This window comes from Neisseria sicca VK64, assembly GCF_000260655.1.
Lineage (GTDB): Bacteria > Pseudomonadota > Gammaproteobacteria > Burkholderiales > Neisseriaceae > Neisseria > Neisseria sicca_B.
In genome coordinates this window covers 1-13,642 of record NZ_AJMT01000032.1, presented here as the reverse complement: position 1 = coordinate 13,642, position 13,642 = coordinate 1, and the positions used below count along the sequence as shown (strand labels likewise).

Below are 13,642 nucleotides of genomic sequence, written 5' to 3'. Positions count from 1 at the left end.
CCATGGTTAGACCTTCAAAGTTGAGTATTGTACTATTTTTTTTTAATTGGCTATAACTTTAAACCAGTACGGCGTTGCCTCGCCTTGCCGTACTATCTGTACTGTCTGCGGCTTCGTTGCCTTGTCCTGATTTAAAGTTAATCCACTATAAAATGAAACGGCTTTGCCGCAAGTTTATTGATACAAAAAGGTCGTCTGAAATCCGATTTTCGTTTTCAGACGACCTTTTGAGCAAATGATGGCGTTATTTGGGCTCTTGCGGCACATAACCTTGAACGGCATCTGCACCGTCGCCGAAGAAATACTGTTCCATTTGTTGTGCCAGATATTCGCGTGCGCGCGGGTCGGCGAGGCTCAAACGGTTTTCGTTAATCAGCATGGTTTGGTGGCGTGTCCACGCATTCCAAGCTTCTTGGGATACATTTTCAAAAATGCGCTTGCCCAATTCGTTGGGCAGCGGTGGGAATTTCATACCTTCGGCTTCTTTGCCGAGTTTGACGCAGTGAACCATACGGGTCATGGCGGTTTTCCTTCAAAAACGGGGTTTCAGACGAGGTATATTTTAACGTATCGGCTGACGTTCGGAAAGGCGGGGAGGGGCTTACCACATTGCCTTTCTGCGCAAAGGTTCGTTATGGTCGCCTTTGACAAGCTCCCAAATGGTCAGACCCATTTGGGGGCCGAGTAGCACATCTTGTGTCCGCACACCTTCTCCTTCAGGGAAAATTTCGCCTTTATTGAAATGGCGGGTTTCACCGTCAAAGCTGGTGATTTTCCACATGCCCGAAATCGGAACAGGCTCTTCCTCGACGCCGATGATTTCCTGCGGCGCTTGGGTGTAGATCCGCTTACCGTCCTTTTCTTCGACTTCCCAGCCGTCCCATCTTCTCGACCAATAATACATCTGTTCTCGGGTAATGCCGCCCATATTCTCGCGCGGATATTTTTCGCGTATCGGTTCTAAAGCGCGGTTTAGCGCAATGTAGTCCAAGGGTAAATCTTCGCGGATATCCCCTGTTTCGGGCAGGCTGCCGATTTTAAAAACCTTGATACCGGCAAAGTCGCGCAGAGTAATATCGGGATGATTTGCCAAAACAGACTCTATCCTGCCTGCCGGAAGCTGTCGGTAAAGTTCCCTACCGACCAGTGTGTACCAACTGATACTGCGTATGTTGTATCTATAAAACGTTGACAGATAATCGGTCGTGACCGGACTCAGCCCCAAATTTTCGCGGCAAACCCCGTATTCATACGGCGCACCGTCGTAATAATTATGCGGTGGAATTGCTGCCAGTCCGATATAACCGTGGAAAACATCCAGCTTCTCTGAAATCTTACCGACAAACTCATCCAGTTTTGCCAAATCTTGGGGAGAAGACAAAATTTCCAGTGGCAGATTAAAAAGCAGGGTGCCTAACGGCATATACGGCTCATTTGCCAAACCTGCAGCAATGGAGGTGATATTGAAATAATAGGATGCACTGGTATTTGCATGCTCGCTTTGCATTCCCCACTCGATGTTGGGCGGATTTTTCTCCCGACTATCCAGCCAACGGTAGATTTTATCGCGTTCTTTCAGATATGATTTTTCGGTCAGTTTGACTTCCTTAATATCCCTATGACCTTTTTCGTGCCAAGCTATTGTCAGCTTGTCTTTCGCCCATTCGTAATAGAAATCCATCAAACCGGTTAAGGCATCGGCGACATCCTCGCGGGTATTGAAATAGACCACGCCGCGTATGCCCAGTTGCAACAGGGTAAAGCCATGTTCGTTGTAGCGTTTGGTGCGGTCGGCGGTATAGCGGATGGCAGCGAGTTGCTTTGTGATGTCGCTCATGGAATGTCCTTATGTTGGTATGACAAACGTCGTCTGAAAGAGTGTAGCGTTTTCAGACGACCTTTACCGCAAAGTAGGATTATTCGGCATAAATGAGGGTTGAACGGAATGGGGTGGCAGGGATGGGGTCATCTGAAAACCGTGTCCGGCTTTGCAGCATCACCAGCCTGCCTTTTGGCACGACTTTGCGCTTACGCCTCAAACGTATCCAGCCAAATCCACTAGCTCTCGTCGGTATCGGCACAACAAACCGTAGCGCGGGTTCTACCCGCGAAGCAGATGTCAGCACAAATACCCGATTCAGACTGATGGACGGCAAATCCCGCAGGCAAAGCCCACGCTACGGGGTTCGGTTATCTCAAGCGTGTTTTGATGAATAAAGGTCGTCTGAAACCCGTGTCCGGCTTTGCAGTATAACCAAATCGCCTGTTGACGCGACTTTTCACTTACGCTTCAAACGCATCCAGCCAAATTCGCCAGCTCTCGTCGGTATCGGCGCAGACGGTCAGGGTTTCGCCGTTTTCGATGCTTTGGAACGACAGGCTGCGGGCGTGGAGCATGAGGCGGGTGGTGCCGAGGTGGGCGGCGGTGGCGTGGTTTTGGCGCAGGTCGCCGTAGTTGGTGTCGCCGACGATGGGGTGGAAGATGTGTTTCATGTGGCGGCGGAGTTGGTGTTTACGGCCTGTGTGCGGGATGAGTTCTGCCCACGAGTAGCGCGAGGTCGGGTAGCGGGCGGCGGATTGGAAGGGCAATTCGGTGCGCGCAAGGCAGCGGTATCGGGTTTGGGCTTCTTGGAGGGTGGCTTCGGTTTGGGATTCGGCGATTTTGTCGGGCTGATATTTGAGGGGGTAGTCGATGAGTCCGTCGTCGGGCAAATATCCGCGCACGATTGCCCAGTAGGTTTTGCGTGTGGTTTTTTGTTCGAACTGTTGCGTCAGCAGGCGGGCGGCTTCGGGGTCGAGGGCAAACAGGAGGACGCCGGATGTGGGGCGGTCGAGGCGGTGGGCGGGATAGACGTGTTGTCCGATTTGGTCGCGCAGGGTCTGCATGACGAACTGTGTTTCGTGGCGGTCGAGCCAGCTTCGGTGGACGAGCATTCCGGCGGGTTTGTTGACGGCGATGGTGCGGCTGTCGCGGTAGAGGATGTCGAGCATGGTCTGATGTGGGCGGAAATGGGGGATTGTAACGCAAGCGGTCGCGGCTGAGACGGCAATCTTGGGCTGGAACGCATGATTCGGTTCAAATAAGGAACACTTACTGCCGTTCATGTTTGCGTTTTCAGACGACCTCGGGTTCTGTCGGTTACAATGTGGGGGTTCAATAAGATGAAGGAAAAACTGTGAGCCTGCTCAAAAAACTGCCCAAGCCTATGCTGACCGATGAGGCGCGCCGCGAGATTCAGGCGCGGGAGTCGTATCATGTTTTGAAGATTATTTCGGAATTTGTCGAGGCGGGCGAGGAGCTGCGGGCGATTCAGCCTGCGGTCAGCATTTACGGCAGCGCGCGCACGCCGGAAAACCATCCTGACTACGAATTTACGCTGCGTCTGGCGCGCAAGCTCTCGGATGCCGGTTTTTCCGTTATTTCGGGCGGCGGGCCGGGGATTATGGAAGCGGCGAACAAAGGCGCGTTTGCGGGCGCAAGCCCGGCGGTGGGGCTGAATATCGTGTTGCCGCACGAACAAAAAGCCAATCCGTATCAGGATTTGTCCATCAAGTTCCAACATTTCTTCCCGCGCAAAGTGATGTTTGTGAAACACGCGGTCGCGTATGTCGTCATGCCTGGCGGCTTCGGTACGCTGGACGAATTGTTTGAAAGCCTGACGCTGGTGCAGACAGGCAAAACGCCCGACCGTCCGATTATCTTAGTGGGCAAGGATTTCTGGTCGGGCTTGTTGGACTGGATACGCAAAGAGTTGCTCGGGCGCGGGCTGATTGCGGAAGCCGATATGGATTTAATTCGACTGATTGACAGCGAAGACGAAATCATCGAAGAAATCTTCGCGCATTACGAAAACCGCTTGGAAGATTTTTCCGAAGGCGTCAACGCGTGGTCGCTCGGATTGTGACGGGTTGAGAGGTCGTCTGAAAACCTTCCGAATCTCGCGGGTGAGTTGAAATCAAGACAAGCGGCAACGCCGTATCGGTTTCCAGTTAACCCGATATATAGTGGATTAAATTTAAATCAGGACAAGGCGAGGCAACGCCGTACTGGTTTAAATTTAATCCACTATAGAATCGTTTCAGACGACCCCTGCCTATTTCGGTACAATACCTTTTCTCTTCGCCGCAAGGCAGCCACGCCGCCGCGAACATTCCCTTTATCCACCCCACCCGACCCAACCGTTCATGACCGATACCGCCCAAATCATCACCAGCTACGGCCGCCGCTACATCGTGCGCACGCCCGACGGCAAAACCTACGAAGCCAGCACGCGCAAAAAGCGGGTGGATTTCGCCTGCGGCGATCGCGTGCATATCCAAAATATCAACGCCGAACAAGCCGTCATCGAAGACCACCTCCCGCGCGAAAGCCTGCTCTACCGCCAAGACGCTTGGAAAACCAAGCTCATCGCCGCCAACGTCAGCCAGCTCCTTATCGTTACCGCCGCCGTTCCCTCGCCCAGCAAAGCCCTGCTGCAACGCGCCCTCCTAGCCGCCGAAGCCGCGGGCATCCAAGCCGTCATTATCCTGAACAAAGCCGACCTGCCCGAAACCGCCCTCTGGCGCGAAAAACTCAAATTCTACGAAACGCTCGGTTATCCCGTCATCGAAACCCGCGCGCTGGAAAACGCCGACATCCTGCGTCCCGTCCTACAAGGGCATACCAACATCCTGCTCGGACAAAGCGGCATGGGCAAATCAACCCTGACCAACGCCCTCTTGGGCAACCAAACTGCCCGCACCGGCGACATCTCCACCGCGCTCGACTCCGGCAAACACACCACTACCCACGCCCAGCTTTACGATTTAAACGAAGAAACCCAATTAATCGACTCCCCAGGTTTGCAAGAATTCGGGCTGCACCACCTAGAAGCCGCCAACCTGCTGCAATACTTCCCCGACCTGAACCATCTTGTCGGGCAATGCCGCTTCCACAACTGCACCCACCGCGCCGAACCCGGCTGCGCCGTCAAAGTCGCCGCCGAAACAGGCGAAGCCAAACCCGAACGCATCGAGTTTTTGCAACGGATAACGGATGAATTGTTGAGATAGGGAGAAGCGGTTGGTTTTAGTGAAATAAAAAACGTCGTCTGAAAACTTGGGAAACAGGTTTTCAGACGACCTTTTTTATCGGGAGGAGGGTTTGGGATGGAGAAGCGATTGATTCATTCAACGCGGAGGATTTCTCCGAGCAGGCTTGCTTCGTCCGATGGTCGGCAGCACGCCGTGATACTTCGAGAAAAGCGTAGCGTGGGCTTTGCCCGCGATATTTGCCAATCGGGTTATGAATCAGACCATAAACCGAGTTTTTCGTGGGCAAAGCCCACGCTACGGTGGTAGATCAACGTTAATTGGGATAGGGAAGCGATTTGCTCATTCAACGCGGAGGATTTCTCCGAACAGGTTTGCTTCGTCCGATAGTCGGCAGCACGCCGCAATGCTTCGGGAAAAGTGTAGCGTGGGCTTTGCCCACGGGATCTGCCAATCGGTTTCTAAATCGGATCATAAACCGAGTTTTTCGCGGGCGAAGCCCACGCTACGGTTTGGCTGTCTGCATCGTTAAAGGGTTTGTGCTTTGCGTTAAACCTTGCCCGTCCAATCAAACGTTTCCAAGAAGTCAGGCAGCTCGGAGAGGTTGTCGAGTATGGCGAGATGCGGGGCGGTGTTCAACATGGCGGCGGAGTGTGCGCCTGTGGTGAGGGCGACGGCGGGGGCTTTGGCGTTGGCGGCCATTTCCAAGTCGTGGGTCGTATCGCCGACAACCAAAGTTTCCTGCGGCGTCAGCCCCAGTTCGTCGCATAGTTTGAAAACCATGTCGGGTGCGGGTTTGGAGGCTTGTTCGCTGGCGCAGGTCGTCGCCATCCAAAAATCGGCCGTACCGGTTTGCGTGATAGAGCGGTCGAGTCCTATCCTGCCTTTGCCCGTGGCGACGGCGAGCCAGTAGCCTTGGTTTTGCAGGGTGTGCAGGCAGGGCAGGGCTTCGGGGAAGAGCGTCATGTTGTGGTTGTTGGGGTTGAGATAGTGTGCAGCGTAGGTTTCCGTCAATTCTTCGCGCATGTGTTCGCCGGCATGCGGGGCGAGGCGGCGAATGATTTCCGGCAGGCTGTAACCGATGAGGGCGCGGACGGCATCGTCATCGGGAACGGGCATACCGCAGTCGGCAAAACTTTGTTGGAAGGTGCGGATAATCGGGCGCGTCGTGTCTGCCAGCGTTCCGTCCCAGTCGAAGATAATCAGTTTAGGTTTCATCGTGCGCTTTCTTTCAGACGACCTTGGGGCAAGATAGAAAAATCATAACAGAAAATCCGATGCTTGCCTGCCGGCGGATTGATGCAAACGTTATAGTGGATTAAATTTAAATCAGGACAAGGCGACGAAGCCGCAGACAGTACAGATAGTACGGCAAGGCGAGGCAACGCCGTACTGATTTAAAGTTAATCCACTATAAAAATCCTAACTGAATTCAAACGCTAAGAACGGATGAATTTAGGTAAAAGGGTCGTCTGAAAAGTTTCAGACGACCCCTTGTTTATGGTTTCTTGCCGGAGAATATGAAGGAAGACGTTGCTTTGACTCCCTGCTGCCAGGCTTATCTTTTCATTTTGTGGAAGATGATGGGCTGTTCCGGCGCGCGGGTCAGTTGGCGCGGCAGCGTCAGCATCGCCAATATCCAGACGCTCAATGCGTAAAGAAATATTCCGCCTTGCCGCATGCCGCCCAATGCCGCGCTGCCCAGCAAAGATTCCAAGATAATCACGACCAAAGCCGCCGCACACGCCGCCGCCCCGCTTAAAAACAGGGCGTAGTGGAAATGGCGGCGCATCATTTTTTTGTAGGCGAGTTTGGTCAGTCCGCCCGCGATAATCAAGTTGAAAAAGCCGAATACGCCGCAGATAAACCAAACGATGGCGTCATCCCAGCCCGCTACTTGCCGCAACTGCCCGTTTTGGAAGGTCAGCAGCAGTCCGGAATGGCGGAACAGCCCGACTGTGATGATTTCGTGCAGCAGCAATGCCAGAGGCAGGGTCAGGAAAATCAGGGCAATCAGCAGCGGGCGGTAGGGTTTTTCTTGGGTGAGGTACATGATGGATAGGGAAGGGGGTGGATGAGGTGCGGCGTTTGTTTGGGATGCTGTCGGCGTGCCTTAATTCAGTATCTGCCGCACTTGTTTCAAAACCTGCCAAGCTTTTGCTTTGAGTTGCGGTTGGCGCAGCAGGCGGGCAGGGTGGGGAAGGATGAAGCGGGGGGTGTTGCCGCAGAGTGTGTCTATCAATGGGGCAAGTTCGGGTTTTTCAAATATTTGCCCCACCAATAACACGGCTTTCGCCTGCGTATCGGCAAGCTCTCGGGCAAGCTGGGGCAGCTCGGCTTGGATTTGTTCGTCAGTAGGGTGCGGGCTGAAAACGGGCGCTGCTTTGACCCAACTGGTTTTGTAGGCTTGTTGGGGCGTCAGGCGGATGGCGGTAAGCATATTGTCGAGCAGGACGCCGACCGCGCCGTGAAAGAGTTGTCCGTGCAGGCTGTCTTCGGTTGCGGGACAGATGCTGATGATGATGACTTCGGACGGACGCGCTTCGGTTTGCAGGCGCGGGAGGTCGTCTGAAACGGTTGAAGCGGAAGCTTTGCCGGTGTTTTCGGGTACGGAATGTGTCCGCGCGGATGGGGAAGGTGCGTCAACCGGCGCGGCAGACGGCGGGATGGGGGGCGTTGTTGCGGAGGCGGTTTTTTCATGTTGAACCGCCGCCATCGCCGCCATGCGGGCATGATGTGCCGATGCGGAAATCGTGCGGACGGCTTCGACAACTTGGGCGGCAGTAGGTTTCTGCGGCTGCGTAACGGACGCATCGCCCGCAGGCGGGATGACTTTGGCGTGACGGTTCAGCCACATCGGGCCTAAGCCTAATGCCTGATGCAAGTGGAGATAGCGGCTGCTTAACATGGTTTTTCCATCAATACGGCGTCTTCATGCCCGCCTTCGGGCAGGGAATAGTAATGTTTGCGGATGCCGACCGCGGTAAAGCCGTATTTGAGATACAGCGATTGGGCGGCGGCATTGCCGGCGCGGACTTCCAACAGCAGGCGCGTGATACCGGCGGTTTGGGCGTGGCGGAGCCAATGTTCCAAAAGTGCGACGGCAATGCCTTGGCGGCGGTATTCGGGAGCGGTGGCAATCAAATGCAGCTCGGATTCATCCAATATATCCTGCCACACGATAAAGCCGCTGATGACGCCGTCGGTCTCACAGACCCACAGTTTATCCGTACTCTGCGCCAATGCGGAGGCAAATTGTTTAACAGACCAAGGCGACGGGTTGCCGACCGCATCAATCGCGGCAAGGGCAGGGCAGTCGTCTGAAAAAGCGGGGCGGATATTCATGCCTGCGCTTTCCGTTCTGCCTGCTCTTTGGCGGTCAGGGCGACTTTGTTGCGGACATAAAGCAATTCGGCGTGCGCGGCATCGGACGCGGGATAACGCCCGCTGAGTGCCAGCTTGAGATAGTCGGAAGCGGCAGGCATTTTCGGCGTTCCAGCAAAGGGCGGCGCATCGGTCAGCGCAAACGCATTGCCTATGCCGCCGGTAAACGCACGGCCTTCGGGTTCGACAATTTCAGCCGCTTTGCCGACCTGATAATCGCCGAGCCGTCGGTGCGCGCCCGTGTCGAACCATGCGTAAAACACCTCGCCCATACGCGCGTCGGTCGCTGCCAGTACGCAGCTTTGTCCGGGCAGCAGATACGCCGCCGCATCCAGACAGGGGATGCCGATGAGGGGCGTACCAAACGGCGTCGCCAAACCTTGCGCCACGCCTGTTCCGATACGCAAACCGGTAAACGCGCCGGGGCCTTGTGCATAGACGATCACACCCAAATCCGCCGCCGCAATACCCGCTTGTTCAAATAAAACACGAATCTGCGGCAGAATCAAATCGGATTGTTTCGTGCCGACATCTTCATGAAACGAAACAATCTGCCCATCGGTTTGCAACGCGAGGGACAGGTAGGAAGTGCTGGTGTCGATGGCAAGGACGGGTCGTCTGAAATCGGCTTGCATGGCGTGTTCTTCAAGATAAAAATTTTAGGATGGATTATAGCATTGTCGTCTTGATTCATGCCCGATAGGGTTTTCAGACGACCTCAATGATGTTTCAGCACTTTAGAAAATGACCGTCTCGAAACTATGGCAGGGCAGGCAAGCCACATTAAACCAATTCTCCAAATCAAATCCACCTTGCGCAGAATGGTCAATTTGTTCCCAACAGGATTGACGACAATCAACCGGCGGCTTTAAAATGAATTCAAGAATCGTTATTATTTTTACATCATCAGGAGAGAATTTATGGCAAAAAAAGTCAGCATTTTAGTAGGCAGCCTGCGTAAAGGCTCGTTCGCCCGCAAAGTGGCGCAAAACGTCATCCCCATGTTCCCCGAAGGCTACGATGCCCAAATCGTCGAAATCGGTCATTTGCCGCTCTACAATTTCGACTACGACGACCCCGCCGAAACCGACTTCCCCACACCCGAAAGCTACACTGCCTTCCGCGAAACCATCAAAGCTTCCGACGGCGTATTGTTCGTTACCCCCGAAAACAACCGCACCGTCCCCGCCTGCCTGAAAAACGCGATAGACATCGGCTCCAAACCCAACGCCGACGTCGCCTGGAAAAACACGCCTGCAGGCATCATCAGCCATTCCGTCGGTAAAATGGGTGGTTACAGTTCGCAAAAAAACCTGCGCCTTGCCTTGTCCTACTTCAATATGCCGCTGACCGGACAGCCCGAAGTTTTCCTCGGCAACTCCCCCACCTTGTTTGACGACAACGGCAAACTCATCGAATCGGCGTGCAGCTTCGTTCAAGGCTATATCGACCAACTCGTCGCCCTTATCGAGAAGAACCCCAAATAAACACAGCAGAAAACTGCCGGACTTTAGAAAATAGCTGATTTTCTAAACATCAAAGGTTTAATGAAGAAAGGTCGTCTGAAATCTAAGGTTTCAGACGACCTTTCTTTTAAATCAATAGCATCAGAGAAAACACACATCAAAAGCTCGTCTGAAAAAAGCAAATCCAACGGGTCTGCAACCATTCAGACGACCCATCAGCCGGTTATCCCATTCGCTTTACCCATTACATCGTTCAAGCTACTATACGAACTACGTTGTCATTTAAAAATGCGCCGCCCTGAACATTGCGGCGGGCAAAAAGGAAAAAAATGAAAAAATTATTTAGATTTTTAGGCTTGGTAGTTTTAGTCGCCGCTCTTCCGGTTTTATCGATCTATGCCTCTTCGGGAAAAGAAATCTTCAATCAAAAGGATGATTTTTTTGTGGATACCGATGAGGAACGCTCGTTTGCATTCATGCTAAACAACTATTCTGACCAAGGTGTAATGATAACTTATCACAAGGCTGGAGAGACATGGACTTTAAGTGATATAGGGCCTTATTCAGAGGAAGGGGGAGGACAATGTTGCGTTTCCATCCCCCGCTGGCATGAGGGGATGACACTGCCACTGACCTTGATGATAAGCACGGATACAAATGAATTTGAAGAGTGTAACGTTAATGCGAAGGTAGATAAATTTACCGATGAAGACAACGGATTATTGCAGTTTCACATTTTGCCGGATTATTCAGTGCGTGTATTAATTTCAAGTTACGGTAGGCAGAGGCCGGAAAATCCTATGCATCAGTTTCATGAAACTTTGAAAAAAGATAACGAAGCATACCGTAAGGAAAATCCGGATTTTTAAATTAAGATGGGCGGAACGATGAGCAAAGCTAAAATGGTATTCTATGCCAACGAGTCGAATATTAAATAATTTGATGGTTATGCTGGCTTGAGCTCCACGTTACTTGCTTTTCAGAATAATGAATGCAGAGCGAATTAAACCGACATCAGGAGAAAGAAAGCATAATAAGAATAGAAGGAGATGGGCTAAATCACTGCCAGGGCAATTATGATTAAATGATTAAGGAAGAAAGAAATGGCAAAGCTTATATATGAATTAAATCAATCTGGGAAATTTTCAGCTTTTTATTTAGATCAAGATAAATTTAGTTATTTCGGATTTTGTGACTCAACAAGATTAAGTTTAGATTTTATACCTAGATTTGAAATAGAAGCAAAAAGTACGAAATTAAAAAACCATCATATACTACTGACTAATGCAACAACCATTTTAGTAGATAAAAAGTTAGCTGATTTTTTAATAAATAAATATAACCAAGAAATTCAGATAATTCCAATTGAGTTGGTATGTAAAGATACTATTCTGTCGGATAAATATTTTCTAATTAATTCGTTGCATACTGAAAATATAATTGATGAAGAAGAATCAGAAAGAATTTATATCGATGAGAATACTTCGTTTTTATCATCAGATAATATGAAATTAAATGACGATTCACTGAAAGTTATAGGTATTGGTAGGCATAACAACCCAGCATGTTCAACGGATTTATTTTTTTCTAATGAATTAATATTTGAGTTACATGAACATGGGTTTGATAAAGGATTTATATTTGCTTAGTTAATCTTAGCTTGGATTAAGATTCAATGTCTAATAAAGATCATTAACAGCCTGATTCTAAGAAATATAGTTTGTATGCTTATTGATTTGTATATAGGGCGGATACAAACATATATCTAAATTAGAGTTTACTTTTAATTTTGTCATAATTGAAAGGTGCATCAATAAAAGGGGGTATCAATACTGCATATCCAAAATATTGATAAAAGGAGTTAAAACATGGAGTTCTTTTTAGATAAAGATAATTATTGTTGTGTAAAAAATACTGCTAATCCTGATGAACAAGTTATCGGAGATTTTTTTGAAGGAGATATTCAAGGTTTTGATTACTATGTTAACTTTCTCATTGATATCATTGATCAAATTAAAAATGATGAAATAGAAAACTGGCAGGGAACAGGCAATGCCCACACAATTTCCATAACAAAAGATAAGATAAATATTTTTAACGAATTTACTGAAATGGAAGTAACTATTTATGACTTTGGATACTTTTTGTCCCTTTTATATCAATGGAAAAAATTGATTGAAAGTAGGAAAGAAGTATCTATCTAATTGCCTAATATAGTTAGTTCTATCGCTGACAACGGTAATAAACTGCTTCCAAGGGTCAGTATTACGACCAAGAAAGCGGGCTGCACTACAACCGTTTCCGGTATTACGACCAAGAAAGCGGGCTGCACTACAACCGTTTCCGGTATTACGACCCTGAAATCGGGCGATGTATAAGTCAGGATATGATCGGGTTATGAGGTAGGGATAATTTATATACCTATGCAGATACTCCAACGGGCTGGATTGAACCATGGGATTTGCGATCCACTAATAGTGGTAGAATGCCAAGTAATAAAATAATACCTCCTGAACAAGGCCATCAGCGTTAACATATTATTCTATGGATTTATCGTAAGAAAAAATAGGATCAGATAATATGCAACTCTATACAATTTTCCCCCAAAAAAACATTAATGTTGATTTTTCTTTTAATTTAAAAGGTAACAACAAGGATAGCATTTCAGACTATTTTAAATTTAATATTGATTTTTTAGATAATAAATCTCTAGATTGTTATAAAGATATTTCTTATAAGTACATATTTAGAGACAAGCTGAGACCTTATATATATGGGGTTACGGATGAATTTAAAAAGATGGTCATAGAGAATAATTTAAAAATGCAATTCCTAGAATTATACGATATAGCTAATACTGGAATTTTTTGCTTTACTTTAGAATAGCATAGAGAAATAAGAGTAAGTTGGGTTGAAAATCTAACCGTTACAGAGGAAAAGTTTTCTCTTTAAAAACTCAAATCCATAACTTCATCTCTAGGTTCTAGAGCCAGGAAGGAAAGAATCATTACAATATTTTTAACAATTTAAGGTTTTCTAAAGATGGTTTACGAAGAACAATTGGTTTTCCTAAAAAAATCAAAGAATCTCTATGTTTACATTTATGAGTGGATTGATCTATTAGATTTTTGCAAAGTTAGCAATTTAAATCCACAGGATGAAGAGTATCAAATTATTACTACAGCTTTTAGGCATGCCGGTTGGAAAGGGGATGGTGTTTTAACAGAAATTTGGATTCCTCCTTTTGCTGTTGGAGCCATTTTAGAAGAACCTATCAATTACTCTGATGAGCTATGGAAGTCATGGCAGAATGGATTAATTTTATGGCATGTGAAACAGAGGGAGGATGGTTTATCTTTCATCGGTTCACCTAAAAAATTATTAATTCCTGATGTTGGGATAGATAAAGTTACTGTTTGATTATTATAAAGTGAGTTAATATTTAGAGAGATTGAAATTTTTGAGAAATTAGGTGCATTCTCTTTATAAGTTGTTAAAAGGTCGTCTGAAAACCTCCATTCAGACGACCTTTCTACCGTTTATCCCATTTGCTTTACCGTTAATGACATTCAAGTTACCATACGAACCTCATTGTCATCTTTAAATTCAACGCCATGACTGCCCGCCAATCCTACCACCTCACCTTCTCCCGGTTCTCCCCGTCCCTCTCCGTCAAATCCTTCACCGCCTCCGAAGCCGCCAACACCGCCTACCGCGTCGAAATCACCGCCACCTCTACCGATTCCTCCCTGCCGCTGTCT

Annotated in this window: 17 protein-coding genes; 9 read left to right on the top strand and 8 right to left on the bottom strand. The window is 48.8% G+C overall.

Translation table 11 applies throughout. The features are described from left to right. Positions 1-244: 244 nt before the first annotated feature. The 3 genes from HMPREF1051_RS02205 to truC all read right to left on the bottom strand — a co-directional run bounded on the left by HMPREF1051_RS02205 (position 245) and on the right by truC (position 2,991). Positions 245-520: an oxidative damage protection protein gene (locus tag HMPREF1051_RS02205; protein ID WP_003762149.1), complete on the bottom strand. Its 276-nt coding sequence runs from the start codon at positions 518-520 to the stop codon at positions 245-247. An 81-nt stretch (positions 521-601) separates the two neighbouring features. Further along, positions 602-1,837 carry a type VI immunity family protein gene (locus tag HMPREF1051_RS02200; protein ID WP_003763774.1) on the bottom strand — a complete coding sequence of 412 codons (1,236 nt, stop codon included), beginning with the start codon at positions 1,835-1,837 and terminating at the stop codon, positions 602-604. Positions 1,838-2,283: 446 nt separating this feature from the next. Then, on the bottom strand, positions 2,284-2,991 hold the full coding sequence (gene truC, locus HMPREF1051_RS02195; RefSeq protein ID WP_003763768.1) for a tRNA pseudouridine(65) synthase TruC: 708 nt from the start codon (positions 2,989-2,991) through the stop codon (positions 2,284-2,286). A gap of 185 nt (positions 2,992-3,176) precedes the next feature. Between truC and HMPREF1051_RS02190 the strand changes: the two genes are divergently transcribed. Together HMPREF1051_RS02190 and rsgA are read left to right on the top strand one after the other, a co-directional pair. Further along, entirely contained in the window at positions 3,177-3,905 is a 729-nt protein-coding gene (locus HMPREF1051_RS02190) for a TIGR00730 family Rossman fold protein (RefSeq protein WP_003763769.1), read from the top strand. Between the two features lie 280 nt (positions 3,906-4,185). Then, positions 4,186-5,052 (top strand): ribosome small subunit-dependent GTPase A, encoded by an 867-nt coding sequence (gene rsgA, locus HMPREF1051_RS02185; protein WP_003763782.1) that lies wholly within the window; start codon positions 4,186-4,188, stop codon positions 5,050-5,052. A gap of 528 nt (positions 5,053-5,580) precedes the next feature. Here rsgA and HMPREF1051_RS02180 read toward each other — a convergent pair. The 5 genes from HMPREF1051_RS02180 to tsaB all read right to left on the bottom strand — a co-directional run bounded on the left by HMPREF1051_RS02180 (position 5,581) and on the right by tsaB (position 9,050). Beyond that, positions 5,581-6,249, bottom strand: coding sequence for an HAD-IA family hydrolase (locus HMPREF1051_RS02180; protein ID WP_003763780.1), 669 nt, complete (start codon positions 6,247-6,249; stop codon positions 5,581-5,583). Positions 6,250-6,589: 340 nt separating this feature from the next. Further along, positions 6,590-7,084, bottom strand: coding sequence for a hypothetical protein (locus HMPREF1051_RS02175; protein ID WP_003763765.1), 495 nt, complete (start codon positions 7,082-7,084; stop codon positions 6,590-6,592). Between the two features lie 60 nt (positions 7,085-7,144). Further along, the gene (locus tag HMPREF1051_RS02170) at positions 7,145-7,939 is read right to left on the bottom strand and encodes a uracil-DNA glycosylase family protein (protein ID WP_003763758.1); all 795 of its coding nucleotides are present in this window, start codon (positions 7,937-7,939) and stop codon (positions 7,145-7,147) included. Next, positions 7,933-8,376, bottom strand: coding sequence for a ribosomal protein S18-alanine N-acetyltransferase (rimI, locus tag HMPREF1051_RS02165; protein ID WP_003763761.1), 444 nt, complete (start codon positions 8,374-8,376; stop codon positions 7,933-7,935). Before rimI ends, HMPREF1051_RS02170 begins: the two co-directional genes overlap by 7 nt. Then, entirely contained in the window at positions 8,373-9,050 is a 678-nt protein-coding gene (gene tsaB, locus HMPREF1051_RS02160; RefSeq protein ID WP_003763790.1) for a tRNA (adenosine(37)-N6)-threonylcarbamoyltransferase complex dimerization subunit type 1 TsaB, read from the bottom strand. Before tsaB ends, rimI begins: the two co-directional genes overlap by 4 nt. 285 nt (positions 9,051-9,335) lie before the next feature. Between tsaB and HMPREF1051_RS02155 the strand changes: the two genes are divergently transcribed. The 7 genes from HMPREF1051_RS02155 (at position 9,336) to HMPREF1051_RS02130 (ending at position 13,301) form a co-directional block, all read left to right on the top strand. Continuing rightward, positions 9,336-9,902: an NADPH-dependent FMN reductase gene (locus tag HMPREF1051_RS02155; RefSeq protein WP_003763772.1), complete on the top strand. Its 567-nt coding sequence runs from the start codon at positions 9,336-9,338 to the stop codon at positions 9,900-9,902. 308 nt (positions 9,903-10,210) lie between these two features. Further along, complete coding sequence (locus HMPREF1051_RS02150) at positions 10,211-10,750, top strand: DUF3304 domain-containing protein (protein WP_003763785.1); 540 nt, start codon at positions 10,211-10,213, stop codon at positions 10,748-10,750. Between the two features lie 234 nt (positions 10,751-10,984). Then, the gene (locus HMPREF1051_RS02145; RefSeq protein ID WP_003763787.1) at positions 10,985-11,530 is read left to right on the top strand and encodes a hypothetical protein; all 546 of its coding nucleotides are present in this window, start codon (positions 10,985-10,987) and stop codon (positions 11,528-11,530) included. A 219-nt stretch (positions 11,531-11,749) separates the two neighbouring features. Then, positions 11,750-12,085, top strand: coding sequence for a hypothetical protein (locus HMPREF1051_RS02140; RefSeq protein ID WP_003763770.1), 336 nt, complete (start codon positions 11,750-11,752; stop codon positions 12,083-12,085). Positions 12,086-12,165: 80 nt separating this feature from the next. After that, a complete protein-coding gene (locus tag HMPREF1051_RS12820) occupies positions 12,166-12,282 on the top strand; it encodes an RHS repeat-associated core domain-containing protein (protein WP_094112479.1) in 117 nt (38 codons plus the stop codon). Between the two features lie 179 nt (positions 12,283-12,461). Beyond that, positions 12,462-12,767 carry a hypothetical protein gene (locus HMPREF1051_RS02135; protein WP_003763775.1) on the top strand — a complete coding sequence of 102 codons (306 nt, stop codon included), beginning with the start codon at positions 12,462-12,464 and terminating at the stop codon, positions 12,765-12,767. A gap of 156 nt (positions 12,768-12,923) precedes the next feature. Beyond that, positions 12,924-13,301, top strand: coding sequence for a hypothetical protein (locus HMPREF1051_RS02130; RefSeq protein ID WP_050901432.1), 378 nt, complete (start codon positions 12,924-12,926; stop codon positions 13,299-13,301). Positions 13,302-13,642 lie beyond the last annotated feature (341 nt).

Coding starts and splice junctions, on each gene's coding strand:
- rimI (WP_003763761.1), bottom strand. CDS start 8,376: ATGAATATCCGCCCCGCTTTTTCAGACGACTGCCCTGCCCTTGCCGCG.
- HMPREF1051_RS02145 (WP_003763787.1), top strand. CDS start 10,985: ATGGCAAAGCTTATATATGAATTAAATCAATCTGGGAAATTTTCAGCT.
- HMPREF1051_RS02150 (WP_003763785.1), top strand. CDS start 10,211: ATGAAAAAATTATTTAGATTTTTAGGCTTGGTAGTTTTAGTCGCCGCT.
- HMPREF1051_RS02170 (WP_003763758.1), bottom strand. CDS start 7,939: ATGTTAAGCAGCCGCTATCTCCACTTGCATCAGGCATTAGGCTTAGGC.
- HMPREF1051_RS02135 (WP_003763775.1), top strand. CDS start 12,462: ATGCAACTCTATACAATTTTCCCCCAAAAAAACATTAATGTTGATTTT.
- HMPREF1051_RS02175 (WP_003763765.1), bottom strand. CDS start 7,084: ATGTACCTCACCCAAGAAAAACCCTACCGCCCGCTGCTGATTGCCCTG.
- HMPREF1051_RS02155 (WP_003763772.1), top strand. CDS start 9,336: ATGGCAAAAAAAGTCAGCATTTTAGTAGGCAGCCTGCGTAAAGGCTCG.
- truC (WP_003763768.1), bottom strand. CDS start 2,991: ATGCTCGACATCCTCTACCGCGACAGCCGCACCATCGCCGTCAACAAA.
- HMPREF1051_RS02140 (WP_003763770.1), top strand. CDS start 11,750: ATGGAGTTCTTTTTAGATAAAGATAATTATTGTTGTGTAAAAAATACT.
- HMPREF1051_RS02180 (WP_003763780.1), bottom strand. CDS start 6,249: ATGAAACCTAAACTGATTATCTTCGACTGGGACGGAACGCTGGCAGAC.
- HMPREF1051_RS02205 (WP_003762149.1), bottom strand. CDS start 520: ATGACCCGTATGGTTCACTGCGTCAAACTCGGCAAAGAAGCCGAAGGT.
- rsgA (WP_003763782.1), top strand. CDS start 4,186: ATGACCGATACCGCCCAAATCATCACCAGCTACGGCCGCCGCTACATC.
- tsaB (WP_003763790.1), bottom strand. CDS start 9,050: ATGCAAGCCGATTTCAGACGACCCGTCCTTGCCATCGACACCAGCACT.
- HMPREF1051_RS02130 (WP_050901432.1), top strand. CDS start 12,924: ATGGTTTACGAAGAACAATTGGTTTTCCTAAAAAAATCAAAGAATCTC.
- HMPREF1051_RS02200 (WP_003763774.1), bottom strand. CDS start 1,837: ATGAGCGACATCACAAAGCAACTCGCTGCCATCCGCTATACCGCCGAC.